Here is a 19864-nt window from a genome sequence, read left to right as displayed (position 1 = left end):
CCAGTGTATTAATCGGTGCAAAATACCAGCTTTTTATTACAGTACTGTTTCATCTGCCCGTGAGCGACGAACTGTCATTCGTCGCTGCGCGCTTATTTAATGGTTTTCACCCCGTTAGCCGTACCCAATAAGAGCACGTCAGCACGGCGATGGGCAAATAAACCATTGGTCACAACGCCAACGATTTGATTGATTTGAGCTTCAAGTACCGTGGCCTGACTAATCGATAGACCATGCACATCAATAATGATATTACCGTTATCGGTCAGCACGCCTTCACGATAAGCAGGATGACCACCCAATTTAACCAACTCCCGCGCCACATAAGAGCGCGCCATTGGAATCACTTCAACCGGCAAAGGGAAATTCCCTAATACATCAACCAATTTACTTTCATCGCAAATACAAATAAATTGCCCAGCCACCGCCGCAATGATTTTCTCACGCGTCAACGCCGCGCCACCCCCCTTAATCATTTGCAATTGATGATTGATTTCATCCGCACCATCGATATACACCGGCAAGTCATCAATGGTGTTTAAATCAAACACCGGAATTCCATGCGATTTTAAGCGCAGCAAGCTAGCTTCAGATGAAGAAACCGCCCCTTTAATTTGGCCTTTGATTTCAGCTAAAGCATCAATAAAGTAATTGATTGTCGAACCTGTGCCGACGCCGACGATACAATTTTCAGGCACATAGGCAACTGCTGCACGGCCTACCGCTTCTTTCAATTCATTCTGTGTCATGTGGTTCAACTCCTGATTAGCCGCCATTAAAAATAACTACACCAAGGGATCTGCTAACGTTTGCTGACTCGCAGTACAAGCCCATCGCGAACAACCCACTCATTCTAGCGCCGAACACCGCGACGCAGCTTGTGACGCATCAAATAGCAGCCTCACCCAGCCCAAACATCGCGATCAAAGCGAATCTAAATACTGCCGAATACCATCGAGTAACATTTGTACCGCAATCGCCGTCAAAATCAAGCCCATTAAACGCTCAAATGCCGTGGTGACTTGCGCGCCGAGCACTTGGCTAATTTTTTCTGAGAACGCCAATGTGAGCGCGCAAATCAGCATGGTTAACGCCAAAGCGGCAACCCACACCTCCATCCGCTCTGGATCACGCGAAACCAATAACAACACCGTGGCCAATGCCGATGGCCCAGCCAATAAAGGAATCGCCAGCGGCACAATATACGGCTCACCCTCGCTGGTGTCGCCAAAAACGCCATCGGGGTGAGGAAACACCATCCGCAGCGCGATTAAAAACAAAATCACCCCACCGGCAATACCGAGCGAGGTTTGTGACAAATGCATGACTTCCAGGAATTTTTGCCCGAACAGCATAAAAGTCACCAGCACCACAAACGCGACGCTGACTTCGCGAATAATCATCCGCCAGCGCCGTGCTTTGGGGACTTTTTTCATCATTGCGACAAACAAAGGAATGCCGCCCAAAGGATCAATTACCAAGAGCAGCAAAATAAAAGCGGAAAGAAAAGTGTGCGATGCCATAGCTCAGTGTACATCCAAATAAACAAAAATTTGATTCGGGAAAGCCATCAAATTCAAGTTATTCTTTGCAAATTTTAATAGGTATATTGTTCAAGCGTTTATGCAATAAGGATTTTGACACAATACCCCTAGATTGGCTTATGCATCAAAGTTGCGGGTATTTTCTGCAGTTGTAACACGCGGCTTTGTGTTTCAAGCTGCACTATTTTCTGCCGATGAGTCGGGCTAATTTTCCATGTTGGCGCCGACTGCTGTGCAAAAAGTTGCGCATAAAAAGGTAAGGCGCGTTCGGCCTGCTGCTTAGCCAAATAACAATCAATCAAGGCCTTACAGCAGCGCGTTTGTAAAATCAGCAATCCCGCTTGCAACGTCATTTGCTGTGCTTGCAACAAGATTTCTTCGGCCTGACTATCTTGCAATTGCAGCAAAACTTCACCTAAGCCAGTTAAGGCATGTGCCTTTCCCCATAAATTATCATTGGCGCAATGCAAATCATAAGCCGTTGCCAATTCAACCTTTGCCTGCTGCAACATGCCTTGTTGCCCATGAATCAAGCCACGGTAATACACAATTTCTGCCGCCCAAACTTTATTGTGCAATGGGATTTCCATCAATCGTTCAGCGCGGGCGATCGCCTCTAAAGCCTGAGCATAACGCTGCAAACGATAGTTATCACTGGCCACATACAGCAAGGCATCACACTCTAACAGCGGGTCGGCAATCGCCACCGCCATTTTGAGCGCCATTTCACTGCAACGCAGCGCGGCCTCATCGTCCTGAAAACCAATATAAACCTGGCCAATGCCCAAATAAATCCGCACACACTGACCTAAGTTTTGCGCACTTTTGGCCTGCAACAACGCTTTAGTCCATTGATCGAGCGCCAATAAAGGCTGCTCATTGAGCAAATACGATGTCGCTAAGAGCAAGAGTGAGTTGGTCGAACTCGCCATCTGCCCTGCTTGCCGGTAACTGGCCGCCGCTTCACGAAACGCAATTTGCGCAGCATGATGCTGGCTAAAATGCTGATGGGCATGCCCTAAAATATCCAGCGCCATGCCATGTAAACGTGGATCGGCTTGGCTTTCTGCCACCCATTGCTGAGCTTGATCGGGCAAAGGCGGCGAGCCACATTCGGCGCAATTTAATACCGTTTCAAGTTGAGTTAATAATGCTAAACGTGCGGTCATGCTGCCATCTCCCACACCACGGCACCTGCGCCATGGCGCATCGCCAAATACAAGGCTAAATCAGCACGCAATTGCAATACGTCAACCGTGTCGCCCGGCTGGTAAATCGTTCCACCCATACTCAGCGTGAGCGCTTCGGGTAGATCGCTAAAATCAAGTTGTGCCAGCATGTGTTGAATCTGCGCAATCAACTCATTTGCCGTGGATGGTGGTGTTAACGGCAAAATCAATTTAAACACCAACTGCCCGCCGGCAATCAACTCGGCTCCTTCGGGTAAGCAATACTGCAAAACGCGGGCAATCTGCACGCTGCAATCATTGCTTATGGCCTCCCCCATCACTTCACGCAAATACGTCGATTGATCCACCCCAAGGTGCAAGACACATAATGACGGGCTATCGATAGCCTGCGCCAACAAAATGGGCCAACGCGCGTCTAAGTAACGCAAATTATGCAAGCCCGTTACCGCATCACGATAAGTAGCGCTTTCCAGCCAACGCACTTGCTCGTCTTGCTGGGCATTTTTCAAGCGCAATAGATCGATTTCTATATCACTCGTCGTTTGCTGCAATTTGAACTCAACTTCTCGTAAGCGTCGTGGTCGTTGCGGTTTTTTGTGCTGCGCCGAATGCCGCATCGCCGCCTGATAAAAATCCACCGCAGCGGTATATTGCTGGCATGCTTGGCTCGCTTGCGCCAATTTAATCAGTAATAAACCACGTAAATCGCTCGATCCCGCATGCGACAACGCCGAGCTTGCTCGGTCAATGGCCGCGGGTAAATCTAGCGATTCATTAATGCGTAAATACAGCGATAAAATCGACCAATGCAAAACCAAACTGTCGCTATCGGCCACTTGGCGCACCGCCCGCTCCAATTGCGCTAAGGCGGCGGGCCATTGCTGCTGCAATTGATACAGCCGCGCCGACTGCACCAATAAAACCGCATCGTCTTGCAAAGCCGGAAACGCCAAAGCTTGCGCTTGTAATGGATAGGCCACCGTTTCTTGGCCCATCGCCCACAAGTCAGCCGCCAAACCCAGATAAGCCGAACAAGATTGTGCCTCGTTGTCAGCCAGAGCGAGCGCATGCTGATGCAAGCTTAAAGCACGTTCAAATTGACCACTGTCATGCACAATGTCAGCGATTGCCAACCAATAACCGGCTTCATTACTCTGCTCAGACTGAGCATGTGCCAAACCATCAAGAAAATGTTGCAAAGCCTGATGAGACTGTCCTTGCTGCAGTAGCTTGCGGCCCAAAACCAAATAATCCATTACCTATCCAAACCCAAAGCCATCATCCACTCACTGCCAGCTCAATCAACACCACAGACTGACAACACATTGACAATACATAAAAAAAGCCCCGCAATGCGAGGCTTAATTTATTTCAATTGCCTTACCAAGCGCCAATGTACTCCAAAATCCCTTCGGCTGCATTACGGCCTTCATAGACCGCACGCACCACCAAATCAGCGCCACGGACTTGATCGCCACCGGCGAAGATTTTCGGGTTGCTGGTTTGATGTTTGAAAGTTTGCTTGTCGCTCGCGATCGTGCGGCCCCAATCGTCGGTTTTAACGCCTTGCGCGTCAAACCAGCTTTCAGGTTCAACCGAGAACCCAAATGCCACAATGACGTGATCGCATTCAAGTACACGCTCAGAACCGGCAATCAATTCAGGACGACGACGCCCTTTTTCATCGGGGGCGCCCAATTGCGTCGACACCAAAGTCAGCGCTAAACTGCCATCAGCGTTTTGCTCGATTTGAACCGGCTGGCTATTCCATTGGAATTCAACGCCTTCTTCTTTCGCGTTCGCCACTTCGCGCTTCGAGCCCGGCATGTTTTCTTCGTCACGGCGATAAGCGCAAATCACGCTGGCTGCGCCTTGACGAATCGAAGTGCGGTTGCAATCCATTGCGGTATCGCCACCACCAAGCACCACGACGCGCTTACCCGTCATCGAGACAAAGGCTTCGTCACCGAGTGTATTCATCGAGTTACGCACGTTATTAATCAAGAACGGCAGCGCTTCCATCACGCCCGGCAAGTCTTCACCGGCAATGCCGCCTTTCATGTATTTGTACGCGCCCATGCCCATGAATACCGCATCGTAATCGGCCAGCAAGCTGTCGATTGCAATATCTTTACCGATTTCAGTATTCAGGCGAAATTCAACGCCCATGTCTTCCATGATTTTACGGCGCGTGGCGATGACGTCTTTTTCCAGTTTGAATTCTGGAATCCCAAACGTTAACAAACCGCCGATTTCTTCGTAGCGATCAAAAACCACCGGAGTTACGCCATTGCGAACCAGCACATCAGCACATCCCAAACCTGCTGGGCCAGCACCGATAATGGCGACTTTTTTACCGGTCTTAATCACGCCCGACATATCAGGACGCCAGCCAGCTTTAAACGCTTCGTCGGTAATGTATTTTTCCACCGAACCAATCGACACCGCACCGGCGTCGACTTGATTCAAGGTACATGCGCCTTCGCACAAACGATCTTGTGGGCAAACACGACCGCAAATTTCTGGCAATGAATTGGTTTTGTGGCTGAGTTCAGCCGCTTCAAATAATTTGCCTTCGTCAACCAATTGCAACCATTGCGGAATATGGTTGTGCACTGGGCACTCCCATGAGCAATACGGGTTACCACAGGACAAACAGCGCCCCGCTTGCTCACCCGAGCTGGTTTTATTAAGTGGCGTGTAGATTTCTTTGAATACAAATTTACGTTTCTCAACCGCGACTTTGTCGCCAGGGTTGCGAGCAACATTCAGAAACTGAAATACATCTGACATGGTATTACCTCGGGGAGTGGTGAGTCGGGAATGGGGAGTAAAACCACGCCCACTCCCTATTGCCAACTCCCTATCTAAATTAGTCTTTTAGCAATGCGTCGAGCTTGGCCACTTTGGGTTTCACCAACCAGAAGTAATCGACCGCTTCATCAAAGTTCGCCAGCAGTTCAGCGCCCTTGCTCGACCCAGTCAACGCCACGTGGGCAGTGATTTTGTCTTTCAAGAAAGCACGAATGGCACCGTAGGCTTCACCGTTGATCAAGTTGGTATCGATCAGTTCGTTGTTGTAGCGATAAGCAAATTTTTGCTTCGGATCGTAAACCAGCGCAAAACCACCGGTCATACCCGCGCCAAAGTTGTAACCGGTTTCACCGAGTACCACTACGCAGCCGCCAGTCATGTATTCGCAACCGTGGTCGCCCACGCCTTCAATCACTGCGGTTGCGCCCGAGTTACGCACCGCGAAACGCTCACCGGCCATACCCGCAGCAAACAACTCACCACCGGTCGCGCCATACAAACACGTGTTACCGGCAATCACCGCGTCGCTCGACGCAAATTCGCTACCCACGGGTGGATAGATAATCACTTGGCCGCCGTTCATGCCTTTACCGACGTAATCATTGGCGTCGCCAGCGAGTTCCAATGTCAAACCTTTGGCATTCCAAACACCAAATGATTGACCGGCTGAACCGTGCAATTTCAAGTGCAAAGTGCCTTCTGGCAAACCATCTGCGCCGTGTGCTTTGGCGATTTCACCTGACAAACGCGCACCGATTGAGCGATGAATATTGCGTACAGCGTATTCAAAGCGTTGTGGCGTTTTGGCTTTAATGCCTGCCAATGCGTCTTTGACCATTTCTTCAGCCAACTCACCCTTATCAAAACTTGGGTTGCGCGCATCCACGCAAAAGCGTGATTCTGAATCTGGCGTGCTGCCTTGGCTGAGCAAACTACCTAAGGCGAGTTTTTGTTGTCTTTCAGTCGCGCCTTCAATCAAACCAAGCATTTCGGTGCGGCCGATCATTTCTTCAAATGTGCGTACACCCAGCGCTGCCATCAATTCACGCGTTTCTTGGGCGATGAAGGTGAAGTAATTCACCACCATTTCTGGCAAGCCGATAAAGAACTTGCTACGCAATTTGATTTCTTGTGTTGCCACGCCGGTAGCGCAATTGTTCAAGTGGCAAATACGCAAGTATTTGCAACCCAAAGCCACCATCGGGCCAGTACCAAAGCCGAAACTTTCCGCGCCCATGATCGCGGCTTTCACCACGTCTAGACCCGTTTTCAAACCACCATCTGCTTGCACGCGAACCCGACCACGCAGACCATTGGCACGCAATACTTGCTGCGCTTCGGTTAAGCCAAGTTCAAACGGTGAACCGGCGTATTTGACTGAAGCCAGCGGCGAAGCAGCGGTTCCACCGTCATACCCCGAGATGGTGATCAAATCGGCGTAGGCTTTTGCCACACCGGCCGCAATGGTACCGACGCCCGGTTCTGCCACCAACTTCACTGAAACCAAGGCGTCTGGATTGACTTGTTTCAAGTCAAAAATCAGCTGCGCCAAGTCTTCAATCGAATAAATATCGTGATGCGGTGGCGGCGAAATCAAGCTAATGCCCGGCTTGCTGTGACGCAATTTGGCAATCAGCGGCGAGACTTTATCGCCCGGCAATTGGCCGCCTTCACCCGGCTTAGCGCCTTGTGCCACTTTAATTTGCAATACTTCAGCATTCACCAAGTAGTGCGGCGTAACGCCGAAACGACCTGAGGCGACTTGCTTGATTTTCGACATTTTTGACGTGCCGTAGCGCGCCTCGTCTTCACCACCCTCACCCGAGTTTGAGCGAGCGCCAAGGCGATGCATACCTTCAGCCAACGCTTCGTGCGCTTCTGGGCTTAAGGCGCCCAGCGACATACCGGCGGAGTCAAAACGCTTCACAATCGATGAAATTGGCTCAACTTCGTCGATAGAAATCGATTTGGCTGGGTCAATTTGCAATGCCATCAAATCGCGCAACATGGCCACAGGGCGGGTATTCACCAGTGCGGCGTATTTGCTGTATTCCTTATAATCACCGCCTTGCACCGCTTTTTGCAGCTGCATCACCACATCCGGGTTGTAAGCGTGATATTCCTCACCAAACACGTATTTAAGCAAACCACCTTGCGCCAGCGGGCGCATTGGGTTGAAGGCTAATTTATTCAGTTTGATTTGATCGGCTTCAAAATCAACGAAGTTAGCCCCAGAAATACGCGATACCGTGCCAGTTAGGCACAAATTGATGACTTCTTCACCAATCCCTACGCCTTCAAACAATTGCGAACCGCGATATGAAGCCACGGTCGAGATACCCATTTTCGACAAGATTTTCATCAAGCCTTTATTGATACCCTTACGGAAATTGTTCGCCGCTTTTTCTAGCGTGCCTTCCACTTGGCCCATATCGACCAATTCTTTGATCGTTTGGTAGGCAAGGTAAGGCACTACTGCGGTCGCGCCATAGCCGATCAAGCAGGCGAAATGGTGCGGATCACGCGTCGTCGCGGTTTCAACGATGATATTGGTTTTGCAACGCAAACCGGCGTTGATCAAGCCATGATGTACCGCACCGACGGCGAATAACGCCGGAATCGGCATCCGGCCTTTGGCGATGTTTTTATCCGACAACACGATGATGACCGTGCCAGCATTCACACTGGCGATGACATCGGCTTGCAGCTTTTCAATCGCTGCTTGCAAGCTCACGCCTTCAAACGTCAAGGCAAAATGTGCAGTTTTGAAGTCTGGATCCGTCTGGCTGGTCAATACCGCAAATTTGTCAGTCGACAACACTGGCGAAGTCACTTCCATGCGTTTGGCGTGGTCTGGGCCATCTTCAAACAGATTGCGCTCAGGGCCAAAGCAAGTGTTCAGCGACATTACAATCGCTTCACGGATCGGGTCGATCGGTGGATTGGTCACTTGCGCGAATTGTTGGCGCAAATATTCATACGGCGAGCGTACTTTGGTCGATAACACCGCCATCGGCGTGTCATCCCCCATCGAACCAATCGCTTCTTGGCCGTCATTGGCCAAGATACGCAAGATTTGATCGCGCTCTTCAAATGTTACTTGGAATTGCTTTTGGTAAGTCAGCAGCGTCGCTTTGTCCATCTCTTCGAGCGGACTATTGTCGGCGGCCATTTCCAAATGCTGGGCGTGTTCTTTGAGCCAAGCGCGATACGGCTGCGCGGTTTTGAGCTTGTTATCGATTACGTCAGATTCGATAAACTCACCCGATTTGAAATCCACCGCAACGATTTGGCCGGGCTTCACACGGCCTTTTTTCACCACTTCTTCGGGCTTGTAGCCCCATACGCCGATTTCCGACGCGATGGTGATGTGGCGATCTTTGGTGATGACATAACGCGCTGGACGCAAACCGTTACGGTCAAGCGCACAGCCAGCATAGTCGCCAGCCGCCCAAACGATACCGGCTGGGCCATCCCATGGCTCCATGTGCAGCGAGTTGTATTCGTAGAAAGCGCGCAAGTCGCGGTCATTGGTATCGACGTTTTGCCAAGCTGGTGGCACCATCAAACGGAAAGCACGGAACACATCCACGCCACCGAGCACCAAGCTTTCCAACATATTGTCCATACTCATTGAGTCTGAACCGTTGGTTTGCACGATAGGGCGAATCGCTTCCATATCCAGCGCATTGCTGTCCATGATGGCTTCGCGAGCACGCGCCCATGCACGGTTACCCGTTAGCGTATTGATTTCACCATTGTGTGCGAGGAAACGGAAAGGCTGCGCCAATTTCCATTGTGGCCACGTATTGGTCGAGAAACGTTGATGATACACCGCCATACTCGAAGCAAAACGCTCGTCTTTTAAATCAAGATAAAAGACCGGTAGATTTTCTGGTGTCACCAAGCCCTTATATGACATCACATAAGGGTTGAGTGTTGGGATGTAGAAAGCGGCATCAGCCGTATTGGCTTTTTCTGCCAAGCGACGCGCTTGATACAAACGTCGAGCAAAATCAAGCTCTGACAAGGTAACCGGCGAATTAACAAAGATTTGCTGAATGGTCGGCAAAGAGCGCATCGCCGCTGCGCCAAGCGCATCAAGATTAACCGGTACTTCGCGAACTCCTGCCACTTGCAAGCCTTGGCTTTCAAGCGCTGACACGAGATTGCTGATCGACTTGGCCGACTCAGTTTTATCGAGGCTTGAGAACACCAAGCCGGCAGTAAACTGCTCGGCTAAGACGTAGCCATTATCCGCAGCAACCGCGCGTAAAAAGCCCTTTGGCAAGCGAAATAGCAAACCACAGCCATCGCCCGATTTACCATCAGCAGCCACCGCACCGCGGTGAGTCAAACAGGCCAACGAATTGATCGCCGTTGAGACCAGCCAATGACTCGGCTTATCATCCATTTGTGCAATCAAACCGAAGCCGCAGCTATCTTGCTCGAACTGCGGGCGGTACAACGTGCCCTTCAACCAGCTTTGTCTATCCATCACAGCGGCACCCTTACAAAAGCTCAAGAATCAGTCAAATACATGCTGCTAGGGTTTGACCCTAGTCAAGCAAAAAGGGCTTGATTCTAGCGATAAAGGGGGCTCAAAGCAACTCAAAGCCATAAATGAACGGCAATCGGGGGAAACCCCAAGAACGGGGTAGATTGGGAGGTAAAGATTGACGAAAATACTTAATAAATCAGTCAGTTTGCAAGAAACATTCGTTCAGAATACGCCTCGCAAACAGACTTAATCTACTGATTTTAGCGGCGCTTAGATAGCTCGCTGCGCTCAATCGCAATGGCGATCAAATAATGAATAATATCGCGGTCATGACCGATTTTTTCGATGCATTCTGCGCGCAAACGATCGACTAAATATTGCTCAGGTGAATCAATCACACGAGCAAAACGATTGTATTTAAACTGTGAATTGCCGACGATTTCTTCCAAAACGTCTAAACGCTCAGGTTGATTATTGCGCAAGCGATACATTTTGCTTTTGGCTAATACTTTACGTTCATGATTGGGCCGTAAAATCACATGCCAGTTGCTAGGCTCGTTTTGAACTTCTTCCATTTGGTCTCATCCCTACGTGATAGCCTGCGGCATGACGCTTTAAACACCGTCAAACACTCAGGCTGATAAATCTCGACGGCATCATTGCGTCCATCAAGATTAGAATGCGTTGATTATACGGCCAATCAAACATTGATATTCATAATCCACGCCTAGCGGTTAGCGCGAATTGACTTTCACTTTATAACTTCGCAAGCCCACACCATAAAAAAAGCCAACAAATGCGGCATACCGTTCACTTAAACCCAGCTTTTAACGCAGAGACGCAGAGAAAAACCAAATCCGAACTCAAACCGGTAGCAAGCACCACGATTTAAACTGCGACTGGTTGATGCTTTGCGGTGGTTTGCTCCGCGCCTCTGCGTCGGCGTCTCAATGTTTAGCTTAAGTGAACAGCACTACAACAAATGTTGGCTCTTTATCAAAGTATCTACCTGTAGCCCTTAATTAAAAAGGGCTACCGGCCAATACCCATCAACGTGGCAGAACTGTTTTGCCCATCAAGAATTGATCGACCTCACGTGCGGCTTGGCGGCCTTCGCGGATGGCCCAAACAATTAACGATTGACCACGGCGTTGATCACCTGCGGCAAACACTTTGGCGACATTGGTTTGATAGCAAGCTTTGCCCTCAGTGGTGGCTTTGGCATTACCACGCGCATCTTTCTCAACGCCAAAGGCGTCAAGAATGCTAGCAACAGGATGGGTAAAGCCCATCGCCAAGAACACCAAATCGGCTGGCAGCTCAAATTCGCTACCCGCAATTGGGGTCGGTTTGCCATCTTGCCATTCTAAACGCACCAACTGCAGCGCTTTGAGTACGCCATTTTCACCGACAAACGCTTGCGTTTGCACTGCAAAATCACGCTCCGCACCTTCTTCATGACTACTCGAAGTGCGCATTTTGACTGGCCAATACGGCCAAACCAGCGGTTTATTTTCTTGCTCTGGCGGTTGCGGCATTAATTCCAGCTGCGTCACGCTCGCTGCGCCATGTCGGTTACTTGTCCCCACGCAGTCAGAACCGGTATCGCCACCACCAATCACCACCACATGCTTGCCCGCCGCATGGATTGGATTAACAGCACCGCCAGCCACTTGTTTGTTTTGCGCGATCAGCAATTCCAAAGCGTAATGCACGCCTTTGAGCTCGCGCCCCACCACGGGTAAATCACGCGGCACTTCTGCGCCACCGGCCAAAATCACCGCGTCAAACTCAGCATCGAGCTCTGCAGGGCTAATCACGGTTTGCGCATCGCAAACGATACCAGCAGGTATGTCTTTAGAACCCACAACAGTATTGGTTTTAAACAAAATACCCTCGGCTGTTAATTGCGCCAAACGACGATCAATCACCGATTGCTCTAATTTAAAATCAGGAATACCGTAGCGCAATAGACCACCCACCGCGGCGTTTTTCTCAAACACCGTGACGGCGTGACCTGCCCGCGCCAGTTGCTGCGCGGCGGCCAAACCCGCTGGGCCAGAACCAACGACAGCGACTTTTTTACCGGTTTTAACGCTAGCGATTTGCGGTACTACCCAGCCGTTTTCCCAGCCTTTATCAATAATCGAGCGCTCGATGGATTTAATCCCGACCGGATCATCATTAATGCCTAACGTACAGGCGGCTTCGCACGGCGCAGGGCACACGCGGCCAGTGAACTCCGGAAAATTATTGGTTGAATGCAGCACATCCAACGCCGTTTTCCAGTCTTGGTGGTACACCAAATCGTTAAAATCAGGGATCACATTGTTGACTGGGCAACCGTTATTGCAAAACGGAATACCGCAGTCCATGCAACGTGCGCCTTGCAATTTGGCTTTGTCATCGCTTAATGCCGGAACAAATTCACGATAATGCGTGAGGCGCTGGGCCACCGGCTCGTAACTGTCTTTGACGCGTTCAATTTCTAAAAATCCAGTTGGCTTGCCCATTATGCAATCTCCTTCACTGCGGCTGCGGCACTGACATTCGCTGCGGCCATTTCTTTTAATGCTCGGCGATATTCATTCGGAAACACCTTCACAAAAGCGGCACGGCTTACTGGCCAATCTTGCAGCAACTGGCTGGCACGAACACTGCCGCTTAACTCAGCGTGGCGAGCGATCAACGCTTTGAGCTGGGTTTCATCGGCGATGTCATTGTGGAACGGCGCGGCTTGTTCCGCAGCGGGTAACACGCGCTCTAGTGCGACTTGCGCCATATTGCAGCGCGCTGCAAACACGCCTTCCGGATCGTAAACATACGCCACGCCACCCGACATCCCAGCGGCAAAATTGCGCCCCGTTTGCCCCAGAACCACCACCGTACCACCGGTCATGTATTCACAACCATGGTCGCCCAAGCCTTCAACCACCGCGGTGGCACCGGAATTACGCACCGCAAACCGCTCGCCACCGACACCGGCAAAGAAGGCTTCACCGGCAATCGCGCCAAACAGCACGGTATTGCCAACGATGATGTTTTCCCAAGTTTTGCCGCTAAATGCCGCATTTGGACGAATCACAATCCGCCCGCCCGACAAGCCTTTACCCACATAATCATTACCTTCACCGGTTAAGGTGATGGTAATGCCGCGCGCCAAGAAGGCCGCAAAACTTTGCCCTGCCGTGCCGTGTAGCGCCACTTGCAGCGTGTCTTCCGGCAGGCCGGCGTGGCCGTAACGACGTGCCACTTCACCCGAGAGCATCGCCCCCACAGTACGGTTGATGTTTTTCACCGCAAGACTGATTTTGGTCACTTCACCGCGTTCCAGCGCTGGCGCAGCTTGCGCCAACAATTGATTGTCGAGCGCTTTATTCAGGCCATGATCTTGCACTTCGGCATGCAAACGTGGCACTTCTGGCCCGGCCTTTGGCTGATAGAAAATCTTGCTAAAGTCCAGACCCTTGGTCTTCCAGTGGTCTACCCCTGCTTGTTTATCGAGTAAATCAGAACGGCCAATCAATTCATCAATGGTGCGAACGCCCATTTCGGCCATGATTTGGCGCGCTTCTTCGGCAACGAAGAAGAAGTAATTCACCACATGCTCAGGCTGACCCGAGAAACGCTGACGCAGCACTGGATCTTGCGTCGCCACGCCGACTGGGCAAGTGTTGAGATGGCATTTGCGCATCATAATGCAGCCTTCCACCACCAATGGCGCAGTGGCAAAACCAAACTCATCGGCGCCGAGCAAGGCACCAATCACCACGTCACGACCGGTTTTCATTTGGCCATCAACTTGCACCCGAACTCGGCCGCGAAGCTTATTGAGCACCAGCGTTTGCTGAGTTTCTGCCAAACCGAGCTCCCACGGCCCGCCTGCATGCTTGATCGACGATTGTGGTGAAGCCCCGGTGCCGCCGTCATGACCGGCAATCACCAAGTGATCGGCCTTGGCTTTCGTCACCCCTGCCGCCACGGTCCCCACGCCGACTTCAGCGACCAATTTCACCGAAATCGACGCCACTGGATTGACGTTTTTCAAGTCGTGAATCAGCTGCGCCAAATCTTCAATCGAATAAATATCGTGATGCGGTGGTGGCGAAATCAAGCCAACGCCCGGCACCGAATGGCGCAATTTACCGATGTATTCGGAAACCTTGTGCCCCGGCAGTTGACCACCTTCACCGGGCTTGGCGCCTTGCGCCATTTTGATCTGAATTTGATCGGCGTTAACCAGGTATTCGGTCGTCACCCCAAAGCGGCCCGATGCGACTTGTTTAATGGCGGACCTCAGGCTGTCGCCTTCTTTAAACGTATAGTCGCGCTCAATCCGATTCTTGCCGATCACTTCGGACAGTGTTTGACCGGCTTTCAGCACGCCAAAACGCGCGGCGTCTTCACCGCCTTCACCAGTATTGGATTTACCGCCGATGCGGTTCATCGCAATCGCCAAAGCGGTATGCGCTTCGGTCGAAATCGAGCCGAGCGACATCGCGCCGGTGGCAAAACGTTTAACGATTTCGGCGGCTGATTCAACTTCGGCCAACGGCACTGGCGCGCCCGCCGGTTTAATTTCAAACAAACCACGTAGCGTGAGATGACGACGGCTTTGATCGTTAATCAGCGCGGCGTATTCTTTGTAGGTTGAGAACGAATTGCTGCGTGTTGCGTGCTGCAATTTGGCAATCGAATCTGGCGTCCATAAATGATCTTCACCGCGAATCCGGAAGGCATATTCACCCCCAGCATCGAGCTGATTGGCGAGCACCGGATCGCTACCAAATGCCGAGGTATGTAGCCGCACCGCTTCTTCAGCAATGTCAAACAGACCAATACCCTCAATATTACTTGCCGTGCCGGTGAAGTATTTTTTCACCACTGATTTTTGCAAACCAATCGCTTCAAAAATCTGCGCGCCGGTGTACGACATATAGGTTGAGATGCCCATTTTCGACATCACTTTCATCAAGCCTTTACCTACGGCTTTGATAAAGTTTTTCTGGTATTTGGCCGCCAGTTCCGCGTCGCCGCCATTGGCATACGCCAAATCCGCCAGCGTAGCCAAGGTCAAATACGGATACACCGCTTCTGCGCCATAACCACCGAGCAAGGCAATATGGTGCGTTTCCCGCGCCGAGCCAGTTTCAACCACTAAACCAGTGCTAGTGCGTAGGCCGCGTTTCACCAAGTGCTGATGAATCGCCGACGTGGCCAGCAAGGCAGGAATCGCCACGTGTTTGGCGTCCATCGCCCGATCAGAAACGATCAAAATATTGGCGCCGGATTTTACGGCATCTTCCGCTTCGGCCACCAAAGACGCTAAGCGCGCTTCAACGCCCTCTTTACCCCAAGCAACGGGGTAGCAGATATTAAGTTGATGCGAATAAAATTTACCGCCAGTGTACTGGCCGATATTGCGAATTTTTTCAAACTGCGCGCTAGACAAGACCGGCTGCGTGACTTCCAGACGAATCGGTGGATTGATGTCGGTCGTGCCAAGTAGGTTCGGTTTCGGGCCGATAAACGACACCAAAGACATCACCATTTCTTCACGAATCGGGTCGATCGGCGGATTGGTCACCTGAGCAAACAATTGCTTGAAGTAGTGGTACAGCGGCTTGTTTTTCCGCGACAACACTGTCAGCGCAGCATCATTACCCATAGAGCCAGTCGGTTCTTCACCGGCTTTGGCCATCGGTTCCAAAATAAACTTGAGGTCTTCTTGCGTGTAACCAAAGGCTTGCTGTTGATCGAGCAGCGAGTGGGCATCGGGCAGCGGGAAACTGGCGTCGCCATCGTCGCCTTCGATGTCATCGAGCTTAATGCGGATTTTTTCAATCCATTCGCGATACGGCTTGGCGTTAGCAAGGCTGTCTTTGAGCTCTTTATCGTCGATAATCCGGCCTTGCTCTAAGTCGATCAAGAACATTTTGCCCGGTTGCAAACGCCATTTTTTATTAATGCGCTCTTCACTAATCGGCAACACGCCCGATTCAGACGCCATCACCACCAAATCATCGTTGGTGACTAAATAGCGCGCTGGACGCAGACCATTCCGATCGAGCGTCGCGCCGATTTGGCGGCCGTCGGTAAACGCTACGGCGGCTGGGCCATCCCAAGGCTCCATCATGGCGGCATGATATTCGTAGAAAGCGCGGCGATTTTCATCCATTTCACCGTTACGTTCCCACGCTTCTGGAATCATCATCATCATCGCTTGCGCCAGCGAATAACCACCCATCACCAATAATTCCAGCGCATTATCAAATGACGCCGAATCCGATTGTCCCGGATAAATCAGTGGCCAGATTTTGTCGATATCTTTGCCGAGCACCGGCGAGCTAATGGCTTTTTCACGCGCACGAATCCAGTTCACATTGCCACGCAAAGTGTTGATTTCGCCGTTATGCGCGATATAGCGGAATGGATGGGCTAAATCCCAAGTTGGGAAGGTATTGGTCGAAAAGCGTTGATGTACCAAGGCCAGCGCCGAGATACAGGCAGGATCTTGCAAATCAAGGTAATACTCGCCCACTTGGTCGGCCAGTAATAAACCTTTGTAATTGATGGTACGAGCGGAACAAGATGGAATGTAATACTCGCCACCGTATTTAAGCTTTAAGGCGCGAATGGCATGGCTGGCGCGTTTGCGAATGATGTACAACTTGCGCTCTAGCGCATCAGTGACCAACACATCATTGCCACGACCAATAAAGAGTTGGCGAATCACGGGTTCGGTGGCTTTAATCAGCGGCGACATCGGCATATCGTGGTTAACGGGCACATCACGCCAACCTAAAACTACTTGTTTTTCGGCGCGAACAGCGCGCTCGATTTCTTCTTCACAGGCGGCGCGGGCTGCGGCTTCTTGCGGCAAGAAGCACATCGCGACACCGTAATCGCCCATCGGCGGTAAAATAATACCCTGGGGGAGTGTCACCTTGCGAAATAGCGCATCAGGGATCTGGATCAATATACCCGCACCATCCCCCGCTAAAGCATCAGCACCCACTGCGCCGCGATGGTCAATGTTTTTTAAAATGAGCAAACCTTGCTCAATAATATGATGGCTTTTTTGGCCTTTGATGTGAGCAACAAAACCTACGCCGCAAGCGTCGTGTTCATTGGCGGGGTCGTACATCCCCTGCTCGTTAGGAAATGCCATGTCCATTCGTCTATTCCTATGCAATATCAATGTCTGAGTAGCAGACTTCACCACATCGTTTAACCGACTTCATCAAGAAAAATCGCCCAATGGGTAAGTGTGCCAGAATAATTTGCCACTGAAACAATAAAAAACCAAAACTTAAGCAAAATCAGGCGAAACACCACTAGCCGAAGCGAGACTTATCTTCTATGACGACTCAATAGCCTACATAAAGATTACGAAAAATGTCCATAAAAACCTCAATTTTGCTTTCAATTTCAACAATAAATCTAATTGCCTGTGGACTCATTGCATCCATTTGGTGGCAAGGCATATTGCTCGGTCTACTCATTGGCGGTGCATTACTCTTGACGCAAAAAATGAGTCAGCCACCTCCTGCTACCGAAATACCCATGCCAACCCCCGCGATTCATGGTGATTTACCTTTATTACTGGTGGATTTATTGCCACTTTGGCATCGCAATCTGGGTTTGGCTCGCGATCAAAGCCAAGAGGCGGTAGACAAACTGGCCTTACATTTTGCCGATATCATCGAAAGTCTGGGAGGCACGATTCGCTTGGCTTCGGATGGTGCACACGGCGGCAATGTCATTGCCACCATCCATCGCTCTGAGGCCCAACTGAACAATATTGTCAAAGCACTCGAGCAAGTCCTTAAGGATCGAGCCGCGCTATTGGTTGAGCTAGAAGGTTTAGGGCAATTTAATATTGAGCTCAAACAAATGGCGACTTCAGTCGCTGAAATCGCAGGGCAAACTAATTTATTGGCCCTCAATGCGGCCATTGAGGCGGCGAGAGCTGGGGAAGCTGGGCGAGGCTTTGCCGTGGTGGCCGATGAAGTTCGCAAATTGTCGACACTATCTGGCGAAACCGGCAAGCATATTCGCAGCAAGGTCGAATCAATCAACGCCACGATAGAAGGCGCTTTAGCTGCGGCCAAAAACCTATCAATGACCGAAGCCTGCATGATCGGAGAATCAAAAAATATTATTGATGATGTGGTACACGGCTTTCATCAAACGGCAGATCAACTCAATCAAACCGTGCAACAACTCAATACGGAAAGCCAAGCCGTCGAACAAGAAATCCACGAAGTCTTAGTACACTTACAATACCAAGATCGAATGGGCCAAATCATGGGTCATGTGCAAGGAGATATGAATAAATTACAACAACTACTGGCCAAACAGAGCCCATTACCTGCACAAAGCCAATGGTTGAATGAGCTCGAATTGAGTTACACCACCCATGAGCAAAAAAAACTACACTCTGGCAAGTCTAGCCAGAGTGTAGCGACCGGTGCTAGTGCTGGGGTTGATTACTTTTAATTTCGTTTGATCTTGTCAATCGTTAAGCAACCGTCTTTTTGCATCGTTGCTTCGCCTGATCATACTTGATGTACTGTCTGCGGCTTAGGCTCTGCCATCAAACCTTTGTTTTCAATAAATCGCGCAATAGATCAAACCTAGCCATGTAGCGCCGCCTGTTTACTCCAATTGGGTACTTCATCCGCAGTCAGCAGCGCTCCGATCAAAGCACCGGATACATAATCACAAGCGGCTTGTTCCAATCGCTGCAACTGGGCTGGCGTTGTAACATTGCTGGCATACGCTTTCAGCGACAAATCATGCACCAGCTGAATACTGTATTTAATCAATAATTGACTCAACTCTTGGTGTTGAGCGCGCTCAATCAAACCTGCGGATAGATGAAACTCGCTCAAAGGCAATTGCCCTTGCTCTTCAAGCCAAGTAAACCCTTGCCCACGATCGACAAATGCAATCCCCACTTCTTTAATTCTTAGCTGCAATAAAGTATTCAGAATACTCGCCGCATCATCGCGCCCTTCCCAACAAGCGACCTCTAATACCACCGAACTGGGCGGCAGTTGTAATGCATCTAAATCACTTAAAAAAGTTGGTGCCATGGTATAGGCGGCAAAGGTCGAAAAAGGCAAAGGGATATTCATTGCCAGCCGCAATCCATGTCGCTGCCAAGATGCCAGATCATTGAGCGCCTGAGCCATAAAGCTTTGCACCAGCAAGGTAAATTGCGGCAAGGCATACAATTGCTCAATCAATACTTCGCGATTTTGCCCAGGAAAAACCGCCTCATCCCACGTTGGCACCAAACGCACACCTTGCAGCGTCCGACGATGTAAATCAATACGCGGCTGATAGGCAAAACCAATCTGACCGGCGTTCATTGCAGCGATTAAATCAGCGGGCAATACCGGGCTCAAATCCGTATTTGACCGCGCAGTAAACCCAGTCAAAGCCGTGCGCAATAAATCAGCCGTTAGCGGTTTTTGTACTGAACCCACAATATGTAAACCGTCACTACGCCCTAAAGAAACCACCGAAGACAGCAACACGGTTTCTCTAGAACTCACCACTAAAATACCGGCTTGTTGGCGGCTACGCCCAAGCTCTTTGAGTAAACCGATGCCATTCACGCCTGGCATTTCCAAATCGAGCAAAATTAAATCCGGCTTTAGCGTTGGTGCTTTTAATTGCAATAAAGCATTGAGCCCATCGTCCGCCGTTGCAATCACCTCAAGCTCAAGTTCTCGACACAAATTCACAGCATGCCGCCGCTGTACTGAAGAATCATCCACCACCATCACTGTTGTTGCCACAAT

11 protein-coding genes are annotated in these 19864 nt (G+C 50.5%); 1 reads left to right on the top strand and 10 read right to left on the bottom strand.

The genetic code is table 11. From position 1 onward, the window contains the following. Positions 1–92 precede the first annotated feature (92 nt). From rpiA to gltB (LG219_RS10020), 9 genes are all read right to left on the bottom strand, one after another. Entirely contained in the window at positions 93–749 is a 657-nt protein-coding gene (gene rpiA, locus LG219_RS10060; protein WP_250647276.1) for a ribose-5-phosphate isomerase RpiA, read from the bottom strand. A gap of 174 nt (positions 750–923) precedes the next feature. Next, complete coding sequence (locus LG219_RS10055) at positions 924–1523, bottom strand: MarC family protein (RefSeq protein WP_226764352.1); 600 nt, start codon at positions 1521–1523, stop codon at positions 924–926. Positions 1524–1651: 128 nt separating this feature from the next. Further along, positions 1652–2713: a hypothetical protein gene (locus LG219_RS10050; protein ID WP_226764351.1), complete on the bottom strand. Its 1062-nt coding sequence runs from the start codon at positions 2711–2713 to the stop codon at positions 1652–1654. Then, a complete protein-coding gene (locus tag LG219_RS10045) occupies positions 2710–3990 on the bottom strand; it encodes a GGDEF domain-containing protein (protein WP_226764350.1) in 1281 nt (426 codons plus the stop codon). Before LG219_RS10045 ends, LG219_RS10050 begins: the two co-directional genes overlap by 4 nt. Before the next feature lie 124 nt (positions 3991–4114). Continuing rightward, entirely contained in the window at positions 4115–5527 is a 1413-nt protein-coding gene (locus LG219_RS10040) for a glutamate synthase small subunit GltD family protein (RefSeq protein WP_226764349.1), read from the bottom strand. A 79-nt stretch (positions 5528–5606) separates the two neighbouring features. Continuing rightward, on the bottom strand, positions 5607–10046 hold the full coding sequence (gene gltB, locus LG219_RS10035; RefSeq protein ID WP_226764348.1) for a glutamate synthase large subunit: 4440 nt from the start codon (positions 10044–10046) through the stop codon (positions 5607–5609). Positions 10047–10309: 263 nt separating this feature from the next. Continuing rightward, positions 10310–10624: a hypothetical protein gene (locus LG219_RS10030; RefSeq protein ID WP_226764347.1), complete on the bottom strand. Its 315-nt coding sequence runs from the start codon at positions 10622–10624 to the stop codon at positions 10310–10312. 474 nt (positions 10625–11098) lie between these two features. Next, positions 11099–12562, bottom strand: coding sequence for a glutamate synthase subunit beta (locus tag LG219_RS10025; RefSeq protein ID WP_226764346.1), 1464 nt, complete (start codon positions 12560–12562; stop codon positions 11099–11101). Next, positions 12562–17226: a glutamate synthase large subunit gene (gene gltB / locus LG219_RS10020; RefSeq protein ID WP_226764345.1), complete on the bottom strand. Its 4665-nt coding sequence runs from the start codon at positions 17224–17226 to the stop codon at positions 12562–12564. The genes LG219_RS10025 and gltB (LG219_RS10020) overlap by 1 nt, the downstream gene beginning before the upstream one ends. A 221-nt stretch (positions 17227–17447) precedes the next feature. Between gltB (LG219_RS10020) and LG219_RS10015 the strand changes: the two genes are divergently transcribed. Beyond that, the gene (locus tag LG219_RS10015) at positions 17448–18551 is read left to right on the top strand and encodes a methyl-accepting chemotaxis protein (protein ID WP_284691680.1); all 1104 of its coding nucleotides are present in this window, start codon (positions 17448–17450) and stop codon (positions 18549–18551) included. Between the two features lie 137 nt (positions 18552–18688). Here the strand turns inward: LG219_RS10015 and LG219_RS10010 are convergent, their stop codons facing one another. Beyond that, positions 18689–19861 (bottom strand): EAL domain-containing protein, encoded by a 1173-nt coding sequence (locus LG219_RS10010; protein WP_226764344.1) that lies wholly within the window; start codon positions 19859–19861, stop codon positions 18689–18691. Positions 19862–19864 lie beyond the last annotated feature (3 nt).

The sequence above is a fragment of the Deefgea salmonis genome, from assembly GCF_020531905.1.
Classification (GTDB): domain Bacteria; phylum Pseudomonadota; class Gammaproteobacteria; order Burkholderiales; family Chitinibacteraceae; genus Deefgea; species Deefgea salmonis.
This window is presented reverse-complemented; position numbering and strand designations above follow the sequence as displayed.